Genomic DNA, 23,788 nt, shown 5'->3' with positions numbered 1-23,788 from the left:
AAATGACCCTACAAACCCTACAAACAATTATTATTGATGACGACTCTATAGTTACTTTCCTGCAAAGTAAAATAGTTAGCAAGACTGGCCTGGATAAAGTTCCTGTTATTTTTAAAGATCCGCTGGAAGCCATTGATTTTCTGAAGGAAAACTTAACTAAGGATCCCGGTCATTATTTGATAATGCTTGACATCAATATGCCGGCAATGACCGGTTGGGAATTTCTGGATCGTCTAAAAGAGATTCCCAATAATGAACATTGCCATGTTGTAATGGTAACTTCATCAATAGATCGTAAGGATAAGAGGAATGCGGCAAACGATCCCCATGTGATAGACTTCATTGAAAAGCCTGTTTCAGCCAAACACTGTAATAAGTTAAAAGGTGTATCTACGTTATCGCCTTTTTTTGAGGAAAACTGAGATCGATCTTTTGTTGTAGAGGGTCGGCATTCTGAATTTTTTCTTCGGCCCATTCTTCTTCTTCGCGTTCAGCCTTCTCTGTGTCTTCATTGATCAATTCTGCGGTAGGTTCGTAATTCAACTTAATGTACATCGGGAAATGGTCTGAACCTATATTTCTTTCCCTGGCAATATCTATTAATGTGAAATCCTTTGTATGGAATACGTGATCCAAAGGCCACCTAAGCAAAAAATAATCAGCATGGAAGGTGTTAAAAAAGCCACGGCCTATCCTGGGATCCATCATGCCACTCATTTTCAAAAATAATTTGGTAGTGCGCGACCAGGCTACATCATTTAGGTCACCAATTACCAAAGTTGTTTGTGTATCTGCATCCACATCTCTTCCCAGCATCAATAATTCTGCATCACGATTGGTAGAGGTTTCACTTTCAGTTGGGCTGGGTGGCATAGGGTGCAGACAATGAAGCTTCACCTTTTTACCACTTCTAAGGACCACAAAAGCATGAATGCTGGGTATATCCTTCTGAACTATATTGCGCACCTTTACATCTTCCAGTTTTAATTTAGAATATAAATGCATCCCATATAAGTTATCCTGCGGGATCTTAACGGTATATTTATATTCATCTTCCAGGACCGATAGCTCCTTTTCCCATCTTTTATCACTTTCAAGTGTTAAAAGAATATCGGGCTGGCGCTCTCTCACCAGGGTAATAAGTTTATCACATCGTTTATTGGGAGTAAGCACGTTGCTCACAAGAATTGATATGGTAGCATTTGGATCACTTCCTTTAAATTTGAGTACCTGCTTTTTAGATATATAAGAATATGGATAGATCTTTACTAATTGATATACCAGGCTTAATGCCAGAATTATGACTGCAATAAGATGCCAGGATTCTGAAAAATCATAATAGATGACTGAAGCTATAATTACAACAGTGATTAAAAAACTTATTTGTATACGTGGGAAATCAAAACCCCGGATCCACCATTGGTCAAACCTTGTTATGGAAGCAATTGTAGGAATGCATGTTAAAACCGAGAAGAATAAGATTATTATTTCTCCTATATCCATATGTTACCAATTTAAAAGGAATAGATCATTGCGATATTTTTTCAAATCTCTTTTTTTCTGAAGAAAATTGAAGAGTAATTAAGAAAAGAATAACAATAGCGCTTTTTCGTTTTGGAGATTTCAATTAACAAAAGTTTAGTGAGTGTTTACAAGACATGTTTTCACTTTCTGTATAAAATGGTTTATTTTTAAAGATATGAAAAGGAATGCAGATAAAGAGATTAGAGGTTTCATTTTCAACAAGTATGATGAGCCGGAAAAATCTCCTTTTGATAAACTATTTGAGATCTTCAAGGAGATCATTACACATACTTCGGGTGATCTGGATGAGGCTCTGGACTGGATGAAACAGCTGGATGAGGAATATCAGCTTACCGATGATGACTATACCCTGGATGATTTTGTAGAGGACCTAAAGAAGAAAGGATATATCAGGGAGGAGATAGATCAAAACGGGGGTGGTAAAATGGCCATAACCGCAAAAACTGAAAGAGCCATAAGACAGCAGGCCCTTGAGCAGATCTTCGGAAAACTGAAGAAAGGTTCATCCGGTAATCACAGGACAAGCTATATTGGTGAGGGTGATGAGCATACTGGAGATTTTAGAGATTATCACTTTGGTGATTCCCTGTCCAGAATTTCAATGACCGAAAGTCTCAGAAATGCTCAGATAAATCATGGAATCGGAGACTTCAAGATGTCAGAAGATGATCTTGTGGTGGAAGAAACTCATTATAAATCTCAAATGAGTACTGTGCTAATGATAGATATAAGCCATAGTATGATACTTTATGGTGAAGACAGGATCACTCCGGCTAAAAAAGTGGCTATGGCACTTTCCGAACTTATCACAACCCGCTATCCCAAGGACACACTTGATATTCTGGTTTTTGGGAATGATGCCTGGCCTATTTCAATTTCAGAACTGCCTTACCTCAAGGTTGGTCCTTATCATACAAATACTGTGGATGGTCTCCAACTGGCTATGGATTTGCTTCGCCGGAAAAGAAATACCAATAAGCAGATCTTTATGATCACTGATGGAAAGCCAAGCTGCGTAAGGGAAAGAGATGGCAGTTATTACAAGAATAGTATGGGCCTGGACCCTTATATTGTGGATAAGTGCTATAATATGGCAAGACAGGCAAGGAAACTTCATATCCCAATCACTACTTTTATGATCGCCCAGGATCCTTATCTAACCCGCTTTGTTCAGGAATTCACCATAGCTAATCAGGGCAAGGCTTTCTATACTGGCTTGAAGGGCTTAGGCGAAATGATATTTGAGGATTATGAAATAAACCGAAAAAAAAGAATTAGAGGCTAAGAAAAGGAATATATGGAAACAAAAAATATCAGGACACTGGGGGCTTTAAAAAAGGCCGGATACCAGAGTAAGAGTATAAAAGAAGAACTTAGGGAAAACCTCAAGGAAAAGATCAGGAATAATGAGAATGCCTTTGAAGGCATTCATGGTTACGATTACAGTGTAATCCCCGAACTGGAAAGAGCAATTCTTTCCAGGCATAATATTAACTTCCTTGGACTCCGGGGTCAGGCCAAGACAAGACTTGCACGCCTCATGGTTAACCTTCTTGATGAATGGATCCCGGTTGTGGAAGGTTCAGAGATCAATGATGATCCGCTAAAGCCTATAAGCCGCTATGCAAAAGACCTTATCAATACTAAAGGAGATGAAACACCTGTAGCCTGGATCCACAGAGAAGAAAGGTTCTTTGAGAAACTGGCAACGCCTGATGTTACCGTGGCCGATCTTATTGGGGATGTGGATCCCATCAAAGCAGCCAATTTACGATTGAGCTATGCCGATGAACGCGTCATACATTTCGGGATGATCCCGCGTGCGAATCGCAGTATTTTTGTGATCAATGAGTTGCCCGATCTTCAGGCGAGGATACAGGTAGCTCTTTTTAATATTCTTCAGGAAGGCGATGTTCAGATACGCGGGTTTAAACTAAGACTTCCACTGGATATGCAGTTTGTATTTACAGCCAATCCTGAAGATTATACCAATCGGGGAAGTATAGTTACCCCTCTTAAAGACCGGATTGGTTCCCAGATACTCACCCATTATCCTGAAAGTATAGAGGTGGCTAAGATCATAACGACCCAGGAAGCCCAGCTGGATGACCGTCAAAAAGAACTGGTATATGTACCGGAGATGGCAAAGGATTTACTGGAGCAAATAAGTTTCGAAGCCAGGGATAGTGAATTCATTGATCATAAGAGTGGTGTAAGTGCGAGAATGAGCATTACCGCTTTTGAAAATCTTTTAAGTACGGCTGAAAGAAGAGCAATTAAGAACCGAGAGGAACAAACCATGTTGAGGTTTGGTGATTTTCTGGGAGTTGTCCCTTCGATCACGGGAAAGGTGGAACTCGTTTATGAAGGAGAGCAGGAGGGAGCCGCCTTTGTTGCACTTCAATTGATAGGAGAGGCGGTGAAAAGTCTTTTTCCTGATTATTTTCCAAAGATAGAAAAATTGAAAAGACCGGATGAGACAACTCCTTATGACGATCTGGTAGAATGGTTCTTTGAAGGATCCGGTTTTGAACTGCCCGATGATCTGCCTGAATCTGAATACAAGGAAAAACTGGATTCCATCGATCCGCTTAATAAATTGATAGAAAAGTATCAACCTGAGATTGATGATCAGGATAAATATTTTATGAAAGAGTTTTTGCTCTGGGCATTGGTGGAATATAAAAAATTAAGTAAACACAGGTTTTCAAAAGGCCTTCAGTTCAAAGATCTATATGGAAGTTATATCAGCGGACTCTAAATTTAGATTTTCAAATTATTAATAAACAGCCCGATATATTTTATTATCGGGTTTTTTATTCGGAAAAATTATTAATGTGATAATTCTTAAAAGGATATAAATAAAAAGTTTTGCCGCTAAATTTATTTGAATACCTTTATTCAAGTTTACAAGCAAAAGCTGTGAAAAATCTTCTAAAAAATATCGATATGAATGCTGGAAATATTCCTTTCCGAATGCGTATTATTGGTATTATCATGATTACAGGTATTACCCCTTTTGGGGTTCTTATTATATAATTTTCGTTCGTACCTGTATATTTTAATTTCTTATTAACCTTATTAATTTTTAAACGGTTTCAGTTATGCATATCCTGAAATTTGGAGGGACGTCCCTCGCTTCGCCAGAAAGAATAAAACTGGTATCCAAAACTATTCAGCAACATCTTGAAGAAGACTCTGTGATTACGGTGGTCTCAGCTTTTGGCGGTGTAACTAATGATCTTTTGCTCATGGCTGAATTGGCCGCAAGAGAGGATCTTAGTTACAAAGAAATCCTTGAAAAGAATGAAAAACGGCACCTGGAGGCAGTAAGGGAGTTGATTCCGGTGACAGCCCAAAGTGGTATCCTGAGCCAGGTAAAAAATCAGTTTAATCGACTAGAAACTCTTTATGAAGGAGTTTTTTTATTGAATGAACTTTCAGATAAAACCCGTCATGTTATTTCCGGTTTTGGAGAAATTCTAAGTTCCCTGATTATTTCAGAATATTTTAAAAGCCTTAAAATAAAAAGTTTGTTTACCGATTCCCGGGAACTTATCGTTTGTAAAAATCAGAATGAAAAGGTTCAGGTGAATTATGAAAAGACAAACAGTAACATCACTGAATATTTCAAGAAGAACGAAGCTGATCTTTATATAGTTCCCGGTTTTGTTGCCAAAAATGATCTTGGTGTGCCAAGTACCCTGGGTCGTGGAGGATCAGATTTTACTGCCGCCATTATAGGTGGAGCACTCAATCTTGACAAGGTAATTATTTATACCGATGTAAACGGGATGTTCACTGCAAACCCTAACCTGGTTCCCCAGGCTTATTCCTTGAAGGAAATCTCTTATGAAGAAGCAATGGAACTTTCACATTTTGGTGCCAAGGTTTTATATCCGCCAACATTACAGCCACTGCTCGATAAAAATATCCAAATTCATATAAAAAACACCTTTGAGCCCGATAATCCGGGCACCCTTATTTCGAGGTCCAGCAAAAAGAATTTTCGCTGGGTAACGGGAATTACACATATAGATTCAATAAAACTTCTGAATATTGAGGGTAGTGGTATGGTTGGAATCCCCGGTTTTTCCAAGCGTTTGTTCGAGGTTCTTTTTCAGGAGAACATAAACGTGGTGCTTATTACTCAGGCTTCCTCTGAACACAGTATTTGTATCGCCGTGAAAGCTGATGAAGCTGACCAGGCCAAAGAGGCTATAGACGAGGCCTTTGAAGTTGAGATAGACTATAAAAAAATTAAACCTGTGGAGATCGAGGATGATGTGGCAATTATCGCCCTTGTCGGAGACAGGATGAGAAGCCATCATGGTCTTAGCGGGAAAATGTTCAGCGCCCTTGGGAATAACAACATAAATATCAGGGCTATTGCCCAGGGATCTTCTGAGAGAAATATTTCAGCAGTGATCGCAAAGAAAGATGTGGTAAAGGCATTGAACACCCTGCATGAACAGTTCTTTGAGGTACCTTCAAAAGAGATGAACCTCTTCATTACAGGAGTTGGAAATGTTGGTAGTAAACTTATTAATCAGCTTAAGAAACAGGAAAAATACCTGCTTGAAAAGTTAAGATTAAAGGTTAGGGTGCTGGGCCTTTCCAATTCGCGAAAGATGCTCTTTAACGAAGATGGAATAGATCTGAATAATTGGCAAGAAGAATTGGAGAATGCTGAAAATGCTGATAGAAAAGAATTCTTCAACAGGGTGAAGGAATTTAACCTTAGAAACAGTGTTTTTGTGGATAATACGGCCAGTCCGGAAATATCTGACTGGTATAAGCACTATCTTGCAAATTCCATTTCAGTAGTCACCTGTAACAAGATCGCATGTGCCGATGACTTTGAGAATTATGAGAACCTTCAGAACCTGGCAAGGGAATATGGAGCTTCATTCCTTTATGAGACCAATGTAGGCGCCGGACTTCCAATAATTGACACTTTACAGAATCTTGTGGCTTCCGGAGACAGGATAACCAAGATCCAGGCAGTTCTTTCCGGCAGCCTTAATTTTGTATTTAATAACTATGATGCTTCAGAACCCTTCTATAAGGTGGTTGAAAAAGCCATGAAGGAAGGTTATACTGAACCCGATCCGAAGATAGATCTTAGCGGGGTAGATGTTGCAAGAAAAATACTCATCCTTGCCCGTGAGAGCGGACATCAACTGGAGCTGGAGGATATAGAAAGGGATGATTTCCTTTCACAGGAAAGTCTTAATTCAGAATCGAATGAAAGATTCTTTGAATTGCTTGAACATGATGAACCTGAATTTAAGAAGATGTACAATCATGCTGTAGAAAATAATGCCGAACTGAAATATGTGGCTCAGCTTGAAGATGGAAAGGCAAAAGTAGGACTTCAGGAAGTAGGTGCCGATCATCCTTTTGCCGGACTTAGCGGAAGTGATAATATTGTATTATTTTTTACTGAAAGATATCCCGAACAACCATTAATCGTGAAAGGAGCCGGGGCTGGAGCTGAAGTGACCGCGTCGGGAATATTTGCAGATATAATCAGGGTAGGAAAGAAATAGGTATGAAGGAATTAAAAGTTTTTGCGCCGGCAACTGTTGCCAACCTTTCCTGTGGCTTTGATGTTCTGGGTTGTTGCCTCGATTCTGTGGGTGATGAGATGGTAGTGAGAAAAAATGACCTGAATGAAATCAGGATTACTAAAGTCACCGGACAGGAACTTCCAATGGAAGCCGATAAGAATGTTGCAGGGGTAGCTGTTAAGGCCTTATTGAAGGACCTGGAATCTGATCAGGGATTCGATATAGAGATAACCAAAAGGATCAAACCAGGAAGTGGGATCGGCAGTAGTGCTGCAAGTTCTGCCGGAGCGGTTTTCGCCGTGAATAAACTGCTGGGAGAACCTTACAGTTCTAACCAGCTGATACCTTTCGCAATGCAGGGAGAGCTTATAGCAAGTGGGAATGAGCATGCAGATAATGTTGCACCGGCACTGCTTGGGGGCTTTAGCCTTGTAAGAAGCTACTGTCCCTTGGAAGTCCTTAGTTTGCCCGTTCCTTCAGAATTGAGAATGGTGGTGTTACACCCTTTAATTGAGATAAAGACTAAAGATTCCCGTTCCATTATCAAGCAGAATATAAGTCTTAAATCAGCCATAAATCAGTGGGGAAACCTTGGAGCATTAATAAGTGCTCTTTATACTGATGATTATGATCTTTTGGGGAGGAGCCTTGAAGATGAGATCGTGGAACCTATACGTTCCATCCTTATTCCTTATTTCCAGGAACTGGATGAACTATCAGTGGCCAATGGGGCTTTAGGTTTTGGTATCTCAGGGTCGGGACCTTCAGTATATGCCCTTTGCAAAGGAGATGAAAATGCGGAAAAGGTAAAGCAGGCAATCAAGAAATTTTATGAGAAGAAAGGGATCGACTTTGATCTTCATCTTTCAGCAATTAATAAACAGGGAGTAAAAATACTATGAAATATTTCAGTTTAAATAACAGGGAACACAGAAGCAATTTTGAAAATGCCGTTATTCGTGGTCTGGCTCCTGATAAGGGGCTTTATTTTCCTGAGGAAATAGTGAAACTTCCTGAATCGTTCTTTAAGAAACTTCCTGAATTGAGTAAAACTGAAATTGGATTTCAGGTCATTAAGGATTATGTAGGAGGTGAAATTCCAGATAACGAATTAGAAAACATCATTAGTAAGACTCTGGATTTTGATTTTCCCGTAGTGGATGTAAAAAAGGGGATAGGTAGCCTGGAGCTTTTTCATGGACCAACACTTGCTTTTAAGGATGTTGGGGCCCGGTTTATGGCGGGTAGTCTGGGTTACTTTATAAAAAAGGGTAATATTGGAAATGTAACTGTTCTGGTGGCAACTTCGGGAGATACGGGTGGTGCCGTGGCCAATGGATTTTTAGGGGTTGATGGTATAGACGTTGTAATTCTCTATCCTAAGGGAAAGGTAAGTGAGATCCAGGAAAAGCAACTTACTACTTTGGGGCAGAATATCACTGCTCTAGAAGTTGACGGAGCCTTTGATGAATGCCAGGCCATGGTAAAACAGGCTTTTCTGGATGAGGACATCTCTGCGAAACGAAAACTTACTTCTGCAAATTCTATCAACCTAGCAAGGTGGTTACCACAGATGTTCTATTATTTCCTTGCGTATAAGCAGTTAGAGGAGAAGGATGAAAAGCTGGTATTTTCAGTTCCCAGTGGGAATTTCGGAAATATTTGCGCCGGAATGCTTGCCAGGGAAATGGGATTACCAATCGATCAATTTGTAGCCTCAAATAACGCGAATGATACTGTCACGAGTTATCTGGAAACCGAAATTTACAAACCAAAACCAAGTGTCCAGACCATCTCGAACGCTATGGATGTGGGAGATCCCAGTAACTTTGTGCGTATTCTTCAGCTTTTTGATAATGAATACCATTCACTAAAAAAGAATTTAACTGCCTATAGTTTTGATGATGAAGAAACGAAGAAGGCAATTAAGGAGGTCTTTGAGGAGACCGGTTATGTCATGGATCCACATGGGGCTGTGGGATATTTAGGACTTCAGGAGTTTCTGAAGGACAAAAATGGTTATTACGGTACTTTTCTGGAAACCGCTCATCCAGTTAAGTTTTTAGAGACTGTTGAAGAGGTGATAGGAAAGAAGGTGGCAATTCCGGATTCAATAGCCAGAATTGTTGATAAAGAAAAAAAATCCCTCCAGATCAGCAATTATGAAGACCTGAAGGGATATTTGATGAGTTAAATATTAATATTTTGCGGGTTCGCCTTCTCCTGGTAAGGTGTTCAGGATAAATTCTCTCAGATCATCATTAGCCTTTTCAAGGTCCTCGCTTCTTAAATACATCATATGGCCGCTTCGGTATCCCTTAAAGCTGAGGCGGTCTTTCATTTTGCCGCTTGGGTCAAGTTGCCACATGGAGTATTTCGCATTGAAGTAAGTGGTAGCACCATCAAAATAGCCAGACTGAATCATCACATCCAGATTCGGATTTTGAGCCATGGCCTGTCTTAAATTCTCACCGGTATTATTCCCGCTTCGATCCCATGGATGAACCGGCCCGAACATAAAATATTTAAGATCTGTCTTGAAGTTCAGTTCTTCGCGTAGATAATAGTTTATCGCCGGAGTGAAAGAGTGCAACCAGGAAGTTAGTTCTGAATTATAATCGGGATCGTCTCCTGATTCCTTGGCGTCCAGTCCCCGATATCTTGAATCAAGTCGGCCAACCGTGTATCCTTCTTTTTCGCGCAGAAGCTCCTTCCAGAAATACCTGAAGGGTACTTCAAGGTTATTCTGAAGGATTACTTTTTCTGAAATTCCTGAATAGTAGGCCATTTTTTGGGCCACTTCCTGTTTTTTTGAGGCTTCAGTAAATCCTCCTTTCACCAAAACAGGTAATAATTCGTTTATAGCATAGTTTTCAACTTCGGGCAGTAAATCATCCAGGTCCTTACTCTGAAGTTCCTGAGGTAAAGCTTCATGGTACCATGCTGCCGCGGCAAAATATGGGAGACGGTTAGCAATCTCAACCGGCCCTTCCCGGTCCAGTCCTATTTCTGTAGGAGAAACCAGGATCACTCCGTTAAGGTACATCCACTGGCTGTTCTGTAATTCGAGTGCAAGACCGGAAACCCGAGTGGTCCCGTAACTTTCTCCAATCAGATATTTTGGTGACAACCATCGGTTCTTTCGGGTTACGAAAGTATTCAGCCATTCGGCAAGATATTCAATATCGGCCTGAACTCCGAAGAATTTTTCCCGGTCTACCTTTCCTTCTTTATTGGGGATAGGGCGTGAGTAACCGGTGTTCACAGGGTTAACATATACGATATCAGCCACATCCAGAATTGAATGCGGATTTTCCTTTATTCCATAGGGTTGAACAGGAAAACCCTCTTCATCTATTTTTAGTACACGTGGGCCTGTGTAGGCTATGTGCATCCAAACAGAGGCCGAACCCGGGCCGCCATTAAAAGAAACTACCAGTGGCCGGTTTTCTGTATTTTTAATTCCACTTCGAGTATAATAAGTATAGAATAAACTCGCGATTGGTTCCCTGTCTTCGTTCCACAGAGGAATAGTACCGGTCTCAGCGGTATAATCAATCGATTTTCCATTGATGTTCACAGAATGCCGGGTCACCACAGAAGTGTCCAGGGGAATTTCTATTTGCTGGGCATAAGTGGCGAAAATTGAAAAAAGGCTTAAGCCAATTAAAAATGAAAATTTTCTCATGTTAATTTTAGAATTCTAAAGTTCAAAAGTTAATTTTTATTATTGAGGTTCTCGTCTCTGAAGACTATAACATAGCTTAGTACGATGGCTCCTACTGCTGCCAGAATAAAGAATAACATGGCCAGGCCAGGATAACCAAAAATGGTAAAATCTGATGGTATTTGCATGAGCATGGAGGCACCGATGATCATGGCTGCTATAATGAGACCCAGAGTGATACGGTTTGCTACTTTTTGAAAACCATCAGTCACGCGTTTTTCGTCTATGGCGTCTATCTTGATCTTCATCTCGTTGTTAGCCAGGTTTTCAGAGATCCGGTTCATTCTTTCAGGCATTTTCTCCAGAAAGTGTTTTGATTCTATGAGAGTGCTAAAGAAATTCTCAGGTTTCAGTTCACTGAGCATCTTTTTTCGCATGATCTCATGCACATTTCGCTGGATAGCAGCTCTCAGGTCAAATTCCGGATTTAAAATTGCTACGATCTGGTCAAGGTTAAGAAGTATCTTCCCAAGAATATTGATCTCCACCGGTAGTTTTATATGCGTATTAAGTGCAAGCCGGTTTAGTTGAATTAATATGCGGCCTGTTTGCAGGTCTTTAGCCCTGCTGTTCTCGCTTTCCATGATCACATCGCTAACAGTCTTCGCAAAGGCTTTGGGTTGCGACTCCTCACTCATTTCACTCATCTTGAGCAGAATGTGAGCAGTTTTCTCCCCGTTACTCTGACTTATGGCCAGAAGTAATTCAATGAGATTTTCCTGAAGTTGGGGAGTGAAGCGTGCTACCATTCCCAGGTCTATAAGTGCGATCCGGTTATCATCGGTGAATTTTATATTCCCTGGATGTGGATCGGCATGCGCAAAACCGTCGTTTATGATCTGCTGTAAATAGGCTTCAACAAGCTCTTCCACTAGTTCAGAAAAGTCATTTTCCATCTGCCTCAAAGGGGAAAGAGAAGTGATCTTTTTTCCGCTAACAAACTCCATGGTTAGTACCCTGGAAGAACTATAATCATCCACGGGTGCCGGAATAATGAGATGTTCATATCTCTGGAGGTTTTGCTTTAGGGTCTTCAGGTTCTGTGCTTCCTTAAAATAGTCGAGTTCATTTATTAAAATACGCCTTAACTCCGCAAATACTTCATCTATGGCATAGGTCTTGGCCTTTTCGAGATGTTTTACGGCCAGTTGCGTCATTTCATCCAGTGTTTCAAGGTCCTGCATGAATTGCTTTCTAATTCCAGGCCGCTGGACCTTAACCGCGACAGGTTTCCCGGAATGAAGTTCAGCGTGATGCACCTGACCTATAGAAGCACTTGCTATGGGCTTTTCATCAAAAAGATTGAAAGCTTTAGAGATTTTTGTTCCCAGTTCTTCCTCAATGATATTTTTTACTTCCTCAAAAGGAACAGGAGAAACATTATCCTGCAGATTGGCCAGTGCCTTTAAGTATTCGTCCGGTAACAGATCTGGTCTTGTAGAAAGAAGCTGCCCTAATTTAATGTAAGTAGGCCCCATGGCTTTAAGATCCTCGACCAGTTCTTCGGGAGTCTGATCGAAGTGATGTTCATCATCTTCTTCAGCAAGGCCTTCATCAATAGCTGCTGAGGTGGTTTGCCGGAACAGGTCACTATTCCAGTATTTCAGCATAAAATGAATGAATTTGTAATATCTCTTGATCTTATCTGGCGTGTTGCTCATTGGTCATTTAAATTGTTAGGGTTCTAAATTTATAAAATAAACCAGTATCAGAAAGAAAGCATATTGTTTATATGGTTAATATTATTGGGATGTCCAAAAAGATACAGCAGGTCACCCTGGTGTATTGTCGTCTCTGGTGATATCTCGGTGAGATAACGTTTATCCCGCTGTATGGCCAGAATTGTTACCCGGTAGTTCTTCCCAATCCCTGATTCTTCAATGCTCTTACCCACTATCTTATGGTTGTCCCTCTGTACCTTTAGGGTAACTATTTCTTTATTAGGTATGTTGAGGTGTTGCAGGGCAGGAGAGTGCGGACTTTTCTTCATAGAAGTAAGCATCTCATAATCTGAAGAACGGATCTGGTTTATAAATTCCTGAATTTCATCAAACGGTACCAGGTATTTTTTTAAGACCCTTGTAAATATCTCGATGGAGGTCTCAAATTCTTCAGGTACCACTTCATCTGCGCCCAGCCTTATCGCATCTTTGATCTCCCTTACATATTTCGTTCTTACTATAACCGTGGCAGTTTGGGTAAACTGCCTTATATTGGTAAGAATTTTTCTGGTGGCCCCGGGATCGGAAATTGCGATCACTATAACCCGGGCTTCCTGGACATGAGCGTGTTTAAGGATAGAATTATTTGTAGCATCACCAAAAATTATGGGTTCCTTTTTTGCTTTGGCCTTTTCAAAAGTATCAGGGTTGGTGTCCAGGATCACATAAGGGATCTCAGCCTTTCTGGCGGCTTTTGAAATGTTTTCTCCATTAATCCCGTAACCGATTATCACAAGATGGTCATGAAGATTTTCTTCGGAAAACTCTTCTTCGGCCTTGCTGCTTCTTTTAATGTTTTCAAGACGTTTTCGTACTGCTGAAGGGATGGGGGCCTTCAGAAGGGCATAGGTGATGCGCGGAGCTTTTTCAATGAGAAACGGTGTGATGCCCATCGTAATGATTGAAATAGCCAGGAAATACTGGTAAATATTTTCGGGAATTAATTCGCTTTCTTTGCCAACACCCGATAGGAGCAGGGAAAATTCACCCACCTGGAAAAGGCTGAACAATGCAAGGAAAATAGTCCTGACAGGGTATTTTAAAATAAGCACAGTAAGTCCGACTACCAGCATTTTTAAAAGGATCACTCCAATCACCAGAAGCAGGATATTGATGATATTGTTAAAAAAGAAATCAAGGTTGAGCAGTGTTCCTACCGAAATAAAGAAGAAGCTAATAAAGATCTCCCGGAAGGGAAGTACGTTTGCTGTTGCCTGATGGCTATAATCCGATTCAGAAATGATGAGCCCTGCGAAAAATGCACCCAGAGCCAGGGAAAGACCCACCGTAGACGTGAGCCACGCGACACCAAAACAAAATACCACCACAGTGAGCACGAAAAGTTCCTGATTCCTAGTTTTTACTACCCATCCAAATATTTTTGGAGCCACATACCTGGCAAGAATATAAACAAGGATAAGAACGATCAATATCTTTAAGGCCATGATAGAAATAGTATAAAGAATATTTGGTGTCTCACCAGCAAGCAGCGGAGTGAAAAGCATCATGGGAACTACGATGATGTCCTGGAAAATAAGTATTCCCAAACCGATTTTTCCATGAGGAGATCCAATTTCCCCTTTTTCCTGCAATAGCTTGAGTACGATAGCAGTACTGCTCAAACTAAAAAGGAAACCAAGGAATATTGATGTATTCCAGGGTAAGCCTATAAAATGTGAGATAGCCGCCGTGATAAGGATGGTACCGCCAACCTGTAAGCCACCTCCCAGGAATATGATCCTCTTGATAGAGGCCAGACCTTTCAGTGACAGTTCGATACCGATCACGAAAAGCAGAAAGATGATCCCGATCTCGGAGAGCAGTTCTACTTCGTGTTGTGAACTTATTAAATTAAAGGCATGGGGCCCGGCAATGATCCCTGCTATAAGAAACCCAAGAATGGCGGGGAGTTTCAACCGTTGAAAAATAAGAATTATCAAAATTGATAACCCCAGTATAATGACTATATCCTGAAGAATAGGAATTTCCATAGGTTGGTTTAATTGAATTTTAAATATAAGAAGATAAAGGGCTTGGACTCTATTTTAAACAAAAAAAAGCGGTAGGATGTTGGGGTTAAGTCCATTTTCCTGCCGCTGTCTATTCTGATAAAACCTATTAGCCTTTTAACCAGGCATTACGAAGTTCCATTTGTTCGCCATCAGCATTCTGTATCTCTACAAGCCTTTTATCCATGTCCATAGGTTTTGTAATTTCACCTTCAAGTGTAATTTCTTCCCCATCCCTTTCAACAGTCATGCTAATTCGGTTTCCTTCTTCCCAGCTTTGAGTCGCATTGATTAGATCATACACATTCTGAATCGTATATTCTTTTCCATTGATAGATTTGATGGTATCTCCTCCCTGAACACCAAGATCTTTTAAAAATGTGTTCAGTTCAATATCATTCCTGAAAACGAGCTCCATGGTTTGCTGATTTGCGGTAATGTATGGTACCTGGCCTCTTAAGAAATATCCCACTTCGGTCATGATTTCTTTTTCTTCCAGACCTGCCTTTTCAAAAAACTCATAATAAGGAATGGGAGTAGTACCACTTACATAGGTATCAAAAAAGTCCTGAATCTCAGGATAGGTAAGTTTCACGATTTCCGAGATCAATTCATCATCATTAAAGGGTTTGTTTTTTCCGTATTTCTCACTCAGTTTTTTCATAAGGTCAAGTATGCCCATGCGGCCACCACTTAATTCCCGTAAACGTATGTCCAGAGCCATACCTATTAAGGCACCTTTCATATATACATTATAGTAACTGTCTTTATAATCATCTTCCAGTATATTCTTACTCATTACCGTAAAAGGCATGGTGTCATCAAAATTCTTAGCAATGTTGATCTTCTCAACCATTCGGTTATAGAATTCCTGATTACTAATAAGCCCCTGGTTAACCTGGAAAAGATTAGCGAAATATTCGGTTACGCCTTCATACATCCATAGATGCTGAGACATTTTAGGATCGTTGTAATCAAAATAATGTATCTCTTTGGAGTGAACATTCAGTGGAGTGAGTATATGAAAGAATTCGTGGGATACTATATCGATCATTGAATTTTCCAGTGAAGAAAGCGAGGAGTCTTCAGACAGTACGACCACCGTAGAGGTATGGTGTTCCAGGGCTCCAAAATTGCCGGCATCGGGTTTATCATTTTCGGCAAGATATAAAAGGATGGCATACTTCCCGGTATTATCGATATCTCCAAGGAATTTTTTTTGTGCATTAATCATCTTTTGCATGGATGGCTTGATATCCTGTGCCGAATATTTATCGTTAGGCGAATAAACATTCAGCAGTACTTCCATTCCCTGAACCTTTATCCTGGCGGTATCAGGTTCAGCGTACATGATAGGATTGTCTATCACCTCAAAATAGCGGCTCAAATTGAAAATATCGGTCTTAGAACTGCCATTTTCAGAATTCATAGTTCTGTCTACAGTAAGTGAAGTTCCGGGAATAAGACCTGCCGGACGCTCAATCTGAAGTCGGTATTCTTCCTCTTTCATATCCTTGAAATAACCCACAAATCCATGAAGGTTTAAAAGGAAGTTTTTGTCTTTGAGAATGTTTGTTCCCGCCATGGAATAAACGCCTCCTTCGTTTTCCCAGTCGAAAGAGTCATTCACCTGGTAAACCACTTTATCAAGATCTTCTGCATTGGCAATACTCCAGCTATTGTCGTCAAGTTTTACCACGTCCATTTCCCTACCCTTATAATCCAGAGCCTTGAAATTTTCTGAAAATTTGCCGTAGTTATCTGTAGAATAGGTTCCCGGTACTGTTTTGGGAATATAGAAAGTTGTGGTTTCTGAAGTAAACCTATCCGGATCTACGCTAACCCACACTTTGTCATTTTCAACATTTACAAGATCTATGGTAGCCAAAATAGGCTGTTCTTCCTGGGGTACATTCGGGGTCTTACAGGCAAATAAAACCGAGGCTGCTGCAATCCCCATTATAAATTTCTTCATAAATAAATTGTCTTTACTTTATAAGACATAAAGTAAGTGAAAATGTTACAAAAAAATAAAGGCACCAACCGGTGCCTTTATACAAATTTGAATATCAATATTATACCCTAACATGACCTTCTCCCAGAACATAATATTTGTTGGTAACCAACTGTTTTAGTCCAAGAGGTCCTCTATGGTGTAATTTATCGGTAGAGATCGCAAGTTCAGCACCTACACCCATTTGTCCACCATCAGTGAATCGGGTAGAGGCATTATGATAAACTGCGGCGCTGTCTACCTGTTCCATAAAGGTGAGAGCCTCATTTTTATCTGTAGTGATGATTGAAGCCGAGTGACCACCGGAATAATGATTTATCTTCTCGATGGCTGCATCCAGCCCATCAATGGCTCCTATAACAATTTTCATCGCCAGGAATTCTTCATACCAGGTATCTTCTGAAGGTACCTTTTCTTCATCGGTAAGTACTTTAGAAACTTCATCATCAACCAGGATATTCACCTTGTTGTCTTTGAATAGCTTCTGAAGTTCTTTCAGTTTCCCTTCAAAATCTTCAATATTCTTATCTACAAGTACCTTATCTAAAGCATTACATCCTGAGATCTTATCAATCTTGGCATTCAGCATCACTTTTTTAGCAACTTCAAAATCAGCATTTTTTGAAACATAAAGGAAATTATTTCCTCTACCACTAACCAGTACCGCACCGGTAGCATGTTCCTTAACAAATGCGATAAGTCGTTCACCGCCTCGAGGTACTATAAGGTCTAATTGTTCTGGCGGGTTTTTCAGGAATTCCTGGGTTTCAGTTCTGCTCATATGCAGCAACTTGATCCAGTCTTTTTCAAGGCCGTTTTCCTCAAGGGCTTCATGCCAGCATTCTTCGAGGATCTTGTTACTGTTAATCGCCTCTTTTCCTCCTTTAAGATAGATCTTGTTATTAGCTTTGAAAGCTAAAACTGCTGCCTCAATGGTTACATCGGGTCTTGATTCATATATAATCATGATATTTCCGAAAGGAGCTGTTTTATTAGTAATATCAAGACCTGTATCAAGGGTACGGTGTTCAATCACCTTGCCTACCGGATCATCCTGTTCCATTACTTCTTTAACAGACTGGATCATCCCGTCCACCTTCTTATCATCTACGATCAATCGGTCGTACATGGCCTGATCGTCTTTAGTGAAGGCCTCAAGATCTTTTTTATTGGCTTCAATAATTTCTTTACGTCTTTTATCCAGAATCTTCATCATGGATTTAAGCACGTTATTTTTGGTTTCTGATTTTATCAACTTCATTTTTTCGTTTCTTTAGTTTAGTTATGTTAATCTAATTCTTTTATGAGGTAAACTTGGTACCTACCGGTTTTCCTGCCATAATATCAAGAATCACATCTTCACGTTTTCCATTGGCAATGTAAGTTGTGATATTCTTGGCTGCAGTACCCTTCGCTATCTTTATCTTGGATTCCATACCTCCACGGCCTTCGCCTTCACCCTTATCAGATTGCTGAACATATTTTTCAACATTCTCGTCTACCTGGACCTTATTCAGCTTTTCAGATTCGTCATCTTCAGGATGACCGGTATAAAGTCCTTCGGTATCACTAAGAATAATTAGTTTTTCAGCACCGATAAGTTCGGCTACCAGACTCGCGAGCTCATCATTATCAGAGAACATAGACATGGTGACCGAAACGGCATCATCTTCATTTGCAATAGGGATGATACCTTCTGAAAGCAGGGACTCGTAGCAGTTTATCATATTTTCTCTATGGATCCCGGGACTAAAATCACGCTTGGTGGCCAATACCTGTGCACATCTCATTCCGTAATCATGGAAAATGCTATAATAGTGGCGCATCATACGTGGCTGCCCTACTGAGGAGTATACCTGCCTTCTTTTACTTTCATCTTTGATGTTTATTTCACCAAGGATCTCTTTACCTGCGATGGCAGAACCTGAGGAAACAAGTACAACAAGAATATCTTCTTCATATAAGGTAGCTATTTGCCTTACCAGGCTTTTTAATACAGGGCCTAAAATCCTATTGTCTTTATTGGTCATTACATTAGTACCAACCTTTACAACAATTCTTCTTTTATTGTCCATTTTAGTTTATTTATAAGCTAAATTAAGTTTAGAATTATTTGTCTTCTCCCAGTTCTACGGCACGGTCAAAAGCAGCATATGCCGCTTCTTTGATGAGCTCCTTTACATTATTATCGTCCATGGAATCAAGTGCAGCTCTGGTTGTTCCGCCCTTAGAAGCCACTCTTTCCATCCAGGTATCAGGGGAAAGGTCATTACGATTAAAGAGTTCTACGGCACCCTCAAAGGTTTGGCTAACAAGAACTTTGGAGTCGTGCTTTGAGAATCCCATTTTAAGTGCTGCTTCAAGCATAGACTGCATGAAGTAGAATACATAAGCCGGCCCACTACCAGAAATACCGGTGGAGGCATCTATAAAATTCTCATTTTTAACATGTATGGATTCTCCGGTAGTATCCAGAAGATTGCGTACCATAAGCAATTCTACACGGGAGACTTCCTTAGATTCGGTATATGAGGTAACACCTTTTCCAACCTGTGCCGGAAGGTTAGGCATAGATCTCACTACTTTCTTTACTCCCAGACCCGCCTGGATCTTTGCTATAGTTACACCAGCCATAAGGGAAACAAAGATCTGCTCTTCGTTTACCATTGGTTTCATTTCTTCAAAAAGGGTATCACAGTGATAAGGTTTTACCGCAACAAATACCATATCTGCCTGTGGCAGGCAATCCTCAAGCTTTTCATAAACATCGAAATGGTCAAGTTCTCTAAGTCTTGCAATAACATCGGCAGACTTATCAAATACCATTAAATTTCTACGATTAAGCATGGCAGATTTAGCCATACCCTCAGCGTAGGTTAATCCCATATTACCTGCTCCAATTACTAATGTTTTCATTTTTTATTTTTTGGTTCTAAGTTTTTTAAAAAGGCTTTTGCCATATGTTTCGCCCCATTTGGTTCAAAGACCATGCGATAAAGTTTATTTTAAATGCCCAACCGGCAGTTTGAAGCAATAATTTAGTTTGATTTTATGGAAGCGTGCACTAATAAAAACATAAAATCTGGTAAAATATCTTAAAATCATCAACGGTATAATTGTCGATTAATCAATTATTGAGGATTGATATTAAGAATAAGTGTGTAGAAATTCCTCTATTTTATTAATATGAAAATCACAGAATTGAAATAGAAAAAGCCGAATATGAACCCATTCTTAAAATAATGTTATTTATTTCTGATTTAAATTTTAAAGAAATTTTATTTGCATATTTGACAAAATCATGTAATTCTGTCAGGTATTTGAGGTTTGAAGTGGAAACCTTAGAACTCTAATGAAAATTTTTGGCATGGATTTTTCTCTAATGGGGGTAATTGAGGCAAAACAGTAATAAACACTAAGCATTTGACTCAATAAATATGTGATATGGAATAAAACTTTTTGGAAAAATTATCTATTATTACCGATTTCAAAAGTATTCTATATTGAATATAAAAACCTACTAGTCTAATTGAATGAAAAACTTTAAAGAGAGGCCTCAGGCTGATACTAAAAAAGAAAAATTGGCTGAACAGACCAGGATTATCGCCGTTGGAGCGAGTGCAGGAGGATTGGAAGCCCTTAAGAAATTCTTTAAGAACATTTCAGCAGATGATGAGAATGCCTATGTAGTTATTCAACATTTATCTCCCGATTATAAAAGTATGATGGGAGAACTCCTTAAAAAGAATACGAACCTTCCTATTATACAGATCACTAATCAGATGAAGGTGAAGCCAGGACACATCTATTTGATACCTCCGGCTAACAACCTTATTCTCGAGGATGATATCCTTTTACTTCAGGAGAAACCTAAAACCCAGATATTAAACCTTCCCATAGATTTGTTTTTTGAATCAATGGCCAGGCAAAGAAAGGAGAGGGCCATTGGTGTTATTTTAAGTGGAACAGGGAGTGATGGAACAAGAGGAGTTCGCGCCATAAAGGAGAATGATGGAATGGTCATGGTGCAGGAACCAGACGAGGCTAAATTTGATGGCATGCCTAACAGTGCCATCAATACAGGACTGGTAGATTATATACTTCCCGTTTCTGAAATGGGACCGGAGCTAAAGGATTTTATTTCAACTCCGCCAATTTTCCATTTTAAGGATGGCGATGTTCAGTATGACGAAAAGGAACTTAATAAGATCCTTAATTATATTGATGAAAAGGCTGGGCTGGATTTCAGGGAATATAAATATGCCACCCTTGCCCGAAGAGTAGCAAGAAGGGTAAATATCTGCAAATGCAAGAACCTGTCTGAATACTACAATTTTCTTACAAGTCAGGAGGAAGAGGTAGAGATCCTTTACAGAGAATTCCTTATTGGGGTAACCAAGTTCTTTAGGGATGAAAAGGTTTGGGAAGTGCTTAAAACCGAGGTATTCCCTAAAATGATTTCCGAAAAGAATGATGGTGACACTTTAAAAGTATGGGATGTTGGGTGCAGTACCGGGGAAGAAGCTTATTCTTTTGCCATGTGCCTGCATGAGGAGATGGAAAAGCAGGGTAAAGACCTTGAAATAAAAATTTTTGCAACAGATATTTCTCAGCCACATCTTGATATAGGCAGTAAAGGTATTTATCCGGAAAGTATTGTGGCCGATGTGTCAAAGGAATTTCTGCTTAAATATTTTTTAAGCAAGTCCAACGGCTACCAGATTATTGAGAAAATCAGGAGAATGGTGATATTCTCACAACATAATATCATCAAGAATCCACCTTTCAGCAATATGGATATGGTGGTATGCCGAAACCTTCTTATCTATTTCCAGAACAGTATTCAGAAAAAAGCATTGAACATGCTCCATTATGCATTAAGGAAACATGGAGTACTGGTTCTAGGGACCAGCGAGAGTGTGCATGGCCTTAAGGATAATTTCTCGGAAATTGACCGCAGATGGAAGATCTACAAAAATGTAGAACCTAGTAAAAGGCTTAAGAATGGTATTAGCCATGCCTCTGCCATTGGGGCCAAGACTACTAGATTACTGGAAAATAAATCAACTTCCGAAAGGAAAAATTTCAGATCACAGTCTAATCCTATAAGACAGAAACTTCAGAATGAGCTGAACGAGACCATTTTGGAACAGTTTGGTGGTGCCTCACTTTTTGTTGATTCAGAATATAACATATTACAGGCCGTTGGTGAATTCAGAAAATATGCAAACCTGCCGGTTAGTGGATTTTCAATCAACCTTCTGGATATGCTGGATGGAGATCTTAAGATTGTTGTGCAGTCTACTTTCAATAAAGCATATAAGGATAAGGAGAAAGTGGTTTATCGCGATGCAGTTATAACCCAGAAAGATAAAAAGATAGGTGCCGATATCATTGTCAAACCATTCACAAATCATAGTATAGAAGGTGAGACAAACTACGTGATCTCTTTTATTGAAAAGGAACTCAACCTTGAGGAGGTAAAAAAAATGGACAAGGTAAGTCCTTCTAACCAAACCAAGGAATATGTAGCCAGTCTTGAAGAAGAGTTAAAGAAGACCAAGGAAGATCTGCAAACCTCTCTTGAGGAAATTGAAACGAGTAACGAGGAATTGCAGGCTGCTAACGAGGAGCTTCTGGCTTCTAATGAGGAACTTCAAAGTACGAACGAAGAACTTCAAAGTGTTAATGAGGAGATCAATACGGTGAATGCTGAGAATATTCAGAAGATGGATGATCTGGCAGCACTTAATGCCGATATGAACAACCTTCTTAAGAGTACAGATATCGGTGTTATATTTTTGGATTCCAATTTAAAGATCAGAAAATTCACCCCGGCGATTAAAAAGCATTTTAGCTTGATAAACGGCGATATTGGACGACCTATAGACAACTTTACCAATAGTTTTGGTTTAAGCAGGAAGCAGAGTTTCCTGGATCGTTGTGAAAAGGTGCTCAATACCGGAAAAGTATTTGAAAAACCTATAGTTTCAAGAGAAGGGAAGAATTATCTGCAACGTATTTCCCCCTATATGGATTCAGATAACAATATTGATGGAGTTGTGATCGCCTTCATTGATATTGAAACTATCCAGAAGTCTAAGGAGAAATTAATGGCGAGTGAAAAGCGTTTCAAGTCATTCTATGAGGACGATCCTGTATTACATATTAGTGTAGATCCAAAATCTTCTGAGATCGTACATTGCAATAAAAAGGCGGTTCAGAAACTTGGGTATGAAACCAAGGAAGACCTTATTGGAAAACCTATTTATGAACTTTTTGATGAGGACTCCAAACTTTCTGCCTTAAAGATGGAGAACAGTATTAAAAAGTCAGGTGAGCTGGTGAATCTCGAGCAGAATATGCTCACAAAGAAGAAAAGGGTTTTACCTGTTATTCTTAATGCTACTGCAGAAAAGGATGAAAAGAACAATCTGAAAACCATTCGCTATACCTGTGTGGATATCTCTGCTCTTAAAAAGGCCCAGGAGCAACTCCGTGAGCAGAAAAGCGACCTGGAAACAGCCAACCGCGACCTTGAGCAATTTGTATCGATATGTTCACATGACCTTCAGGAGCCTCTTGCAACAATTAAGTTCGGTAGTGATGTGCTCGGGAAGATGTATGCAAGTAAACTGGATGAGAAGGGAGAGAATTATATAAAGTATATTAAGAACGCTTCAGACAGGCTTTCAGCACAGATTCGTGCACTGCTTGAACATTCCAGAATTGGTAGGAATGGTAAGAAAACCATTGTAGATACCAAGGAAATTGTTGAAGTAGTGAAGTACGATCTGGGGAAGAGTATAAGGGATACCGGAGCCAGAATTCATACCGGAGCCCTTCCTAAACTTAAAGGCTATGAGGTGGAGTTAAGGTTATTATTTCAAAATTTAATTAGTAATGCTATAAAATATGTACCAAAGGAAAGAGAACCGGAAATCCGTATCTCAGCCTATAAGGAAGATAAATACTGGGTCTTTTCAATAGTGGATAACGGTATGGGCATCTCCACAGAAGATCAGCGTAATATTTTTACCATTTTCAACCGCGTTCCCGGTAATGAAGATATGGATGGTACTGGTGTTGGCCTGGCACATGTGGAGAAGATCGTTCTTTTACATGAGGGTACTATCTGGTTAGATTCTCAGGAAGGAGTGGGGAGCACCTTTTATTTCAAATTAAAAGCCAACTAAATT

The 23,788-nt window shown here is 39.7% G+C and carries 15 protein-coding genes; 7 read left to right on the top strand and 8 right to left on the bottom strand.

All coding sequences use genetic code 11. The annotated features are described in order from the left end of the window. The first annotated feature begins 2 nt into the window (after window positions 1–2). Window positions 3–422: a response regulator gene (locus LU635_RS02050; protein WP_240095681.1), complete on the top strand. Its 420-nt coding sequence runs from the start codon at window positions 3–5 to the stop codon at window positions 420–422. Here LU635_RS02050 and LU635_RS02045 read toward each other — a convergent pair. Further along, the gene (locus LU635_RS02045; RefSeq protein WP_240095678.1) at window positions 391–1,503 is read right to left on the bottom strand and encodes an endonuclease/exonuclease/phosphatase family protein; all 1,113 of its coding nucleotides are present in this window, start codon (window positions 1,501–1,503) and stop codon (window positions 391–393) included. The genes LU635_RS02050 and LU635_RS02045 overlap by 32 nt on opposite strands. A 196-nt stretch (window positions 1,504–1,699) precedes the next feature. Here LU635_RS02045 and LU635_RS02040 point away from each other — a divergent pair, with 196 nt between their 5' ends. The 5 genes from LU635_RS02040 to thrC all read left to right on the top strand — a co-directional run bounded on the left by LU635_RS02040 (window position 1,700) and on the right by thrC (window position 9,312). Further along, on the top strand, window positions 1,700–2,830 hold the full coding sequence (locus tag LU635_RS02040; RefSeq protein WP_240095676.1) for a vWA domain-containing protein: 1,131 nt from the start codon (window positions 1,700–1,702) through the stop codon (window positions 2,828–2,830). A 12-nt stretch (window positions 2,831–2,842) separates the two neighbouring features. Beyond that, window positions 2,843–4,306: a MoxR family ATPase gene (locus LU635_RS02035; protein ID WP_240095674.1), complete on the top strand. Its 1,464-nt coding sequence runs from the start codon at window positions 2,843–2,845 to the stop codon at window positions 4,304–4,306. 343 nt (window positions 4,307–4,649) lie between these two features. Continuing rightward, window positions 4,650–7,097 carry a bifunctional aspartate kinase/homoserine dehydrogenase I gene (gene thrA, locus LU635_RS02030; RefSeq protein ID WP_240095672.1) on the top strand — a complete coding sequence of 816 codons (2,448 nt, stop codon included), beginning with the start codon at window positions 4,650–4,652 and terminating at the stop codon, window positions 7,095–7,097. A 2-nt stretch (window positions 7,098–7,099) separates the two neighbouring features. Then, a complete protein-coding gene (locus LU635_RS02025) occupies window positions 7,100–8,020 on the top strand; it encodes a homoserine kinase (protein ID WP_240095670.1) in 921 nt (306 codons plus the stop codon). After that, window positions 8,017–9,312 carry a threonine synthase gene (thrC, locus tag LU635_RS02020; protein WP_240095668.1) on the top strand — a complete coding sequence of 432 codons (1,296 nt, stop codon included), beginning with the start codon at window positions 8,017–8,019 and terminating at the stop codon, window positions 9,310–9,312. Before LU635_RS02025 ends, thrC begins: the two co-directional genes overlap by 4 nt. Window positions 9,313–9,315: 3 nt before the next feature. On the opposite strand, the gene LU635_RS02015 is transcribed toward thrC, so the two are convergent. From LU635_RS02015 to proC, 7 genes are all read right to left on the bottom strand, one after another. After that, a complete protein-coding gene (locus LU635_RS02015) occupies window positions 9,316–10,806 on the bottom strand; it encodes a S10 family peptidase (RefSeq protein ID WP_240095666.1) in 1,491 nt (496 codons plus the stop codon). Between the two features lie 29 nt (window positions 10,807–10,835). After that, window positions 10,836–12,506 (bottom strand): ABC1 kinase family protein, encoded by a 1,671-nt coding sequence (locus tag LU635_RS02010; protein WP_240095664.1) that lies wholly within the window; start codon window positions 12,504–12,506, stop codon window positions 10,836–10,838. A 47-nt stretch (window positions 12,507–12,553) separates the two neighbouring features. Continuing rightward, window positions 12,554–14,557: a monovalent cation:proton antiporter family protein gene (locus LU635_RS02005; RefSeq protein WP_240095661.1), complete on the bottom strand. Its 2,004-nt coding sequence runs from the start codon at window positions 14,555–14,557 to the stop codon at window positions 12,554–12,556. A 127-nt stretch (window positions 14,558–14,684) separates the two neighbouring features. Next, on the bottom strand, window positions 14,685–16,550 hold the full coding sequence (locus tag LU635_RS02000; RefSeq protein ID WP_240095659.1) for a M61 family metallopeptidase: 1,866 nt from the start codon (window positions 16,548–16,550) through the stop codon (window positions 14,685–14,687). Window positions 16,551–16,650: 100 nt separating this feature from the next. Next, entirely contained in the window at window positions 16,651–17,850 is a 1,200-nt protein-coding gene (locus tag LU635_RS01995; protein WP_240095657.1) for a glutamate-5-semialdehyde dehydrogenase, read from the bottom strand. 40 nt (window positions 17,851–17,890) lie between these two features. Then, the gene (proB, locus tag LU635_RS01990; protein ID WP_240095656.1) at window positions 17,891–18,664 is read right to left on the bottom strand and encodes a glutamate 5-kinase; all 774 of its coding nucleotides are present in this window, start codon (window positions 18,662–18,664) and stop codon (window positions 17,891–17,893) included. Between the two features lie 34 nt (window positions 18,665–18,698). Then, window positions 18,699–19,505 carry a pyrroline-5-carboxylate reductase gene (proC, locus tag LU635_RS01985; RefSeq protein WP_240095654.1) on the bottom strand — a complete coding sequence of 269 codons (807 nt, stop codon included), beginning with the start codon at window positions 19,503–19,505 and terminating at the stop codon, window positions 18,699–18,701. Window positions 19,506–20,122: 617 nt separating this feature from the next. Between proC and LU635_RS01980 the strand changes: the two genes are divergently transcribed. After that, complete coding sequence (locus tag LU635_RS01980; protein ID WP_240095652.1) at window positions 20,123–23,785, top strand: CheR family methyltransferase; 3,663 nt, start codon at window positions 20,123–20,125, stop codon at window positions 23,783–23,785. The last annotated feature ends 3 nt before the right edge of the window (window positions 23,786–23,788 follow it).

This window comes from Christiangramia crocea (assembly GCF_022410465.1).
Lineage (GTDB): Bacteria > Bacteroidota > Bacteroidia > Flavobacteriales > Flavobacteriaceae > Christiangramia > Christiangramia crocea.
This window is presented reverse-complemented; position numbering and strand designations above follow the sequence as displayed.

Excerpts from the sequence above, each read along its gene's own strand:
- LU635_RS02010 (WP_240095664.1), bottom strand. The coding sequence starts at position 12,506 with ATGAGCAACACGCCAGATAAGATCAAGAGATATTACAAATTCATTCAT.
- LU635_RS02035 (WP_240095674.1), top strand. The coding sequence starts at position 2,843 with ATGGAAACAAAAAATATCAGGACACTGGGGGCTTTAAAAAAGGCCGGA.
- thrC (WP_240095668.1), top strand. The coding sequence starts at position 8,017 with ATGAAATATTTCAGTTTAAATAACAGGGAACACAGAAGCAATTTTGAA.
- LU635_RS01980 (WP_240095652.1), top strand. The coding sequence starts at position 20,123 with ATGAAAAACTTTAAAGAGAGGCCTCAGGCTGATACTAAAAAAGAAAAA.
- LU635_RS02005 (WP_240095661.1), bottom strand. The coding sequence starts at position 14,557 with ATGGAAATTCCTATTCTTCAGGATATAGTCATTATACTGGGGTTATCA.
- LU635_RS01995 (WP_240095657.1), bottom strand. The coding sequence starts at position 17,850 with ATGAAGTTGATAAAATCAGAAACCAAAAATAACGTGCTTAAATCCATG.
- proC (WP_240095654.1), bottom strand. The coding sequence starts at position 19,505 with ATGAAAACATTAGTAATTGGAGCAGGTAATATGGGATTAACCTACGCT.
- LU635_RS02045 (WP_240095678.1), bottom strand. The coding sequence starts at position 1,503 with ATGGATATAGGAGAAATAATAATCTTATTCTTCTCGGTTTTAACATGC.
- proB (WP_240095656.1), bottom strand. The coding sequence starts at position 18,664 with ATGGACAATAAAAGAAGAATTGTTGTAAAGGTTGGTACTAATGTAATG.
- LU635_RS02050 (WP_240095681.1), top strand. The coding sequence starts at position 3 with ATGACCCTACAAACCCTACAAACAATTATTATTGATGACGACTCTATA.
- LU635_RS02015 (WP_240095666.1), bottom strand. The coding sequence starts at position 10,806 with ATGAGAAAATTTTCATTTTTAATTGGCTTAAGCCTTTTTTCAATTTTC.
- LU635_RS02000 (WP_240095659.1), bottom strand. The coding sequence starts at position 16,550 with ATGAAGAAATTTATAATGGGGATTGCAGCAGCCTCGGTTTTATTTGCC.
- LU635_RS02025 (WP_240095670.1), top strand. The coding sequence starts at position 7,100 with ATGAAGGAATTAAAAGTTTTTGCGCCGGCAACTGTTGCCAACCTTTCC.
- thrA (WP_240095672.1), top strand. The coding sequence starts at position 4,650 with ATGCATATCCTGAAATTTGGAGGGACGTCCCTCGCTTCGCCAGAAAGA.
- LU635_RS02040 (WP_240095676.1), top strand. The coding sequence starts at position 1,700 with ATGAAAAGGAATGCAGATAAAGAGATTAGAGGTTTCATTTTCAACAAG.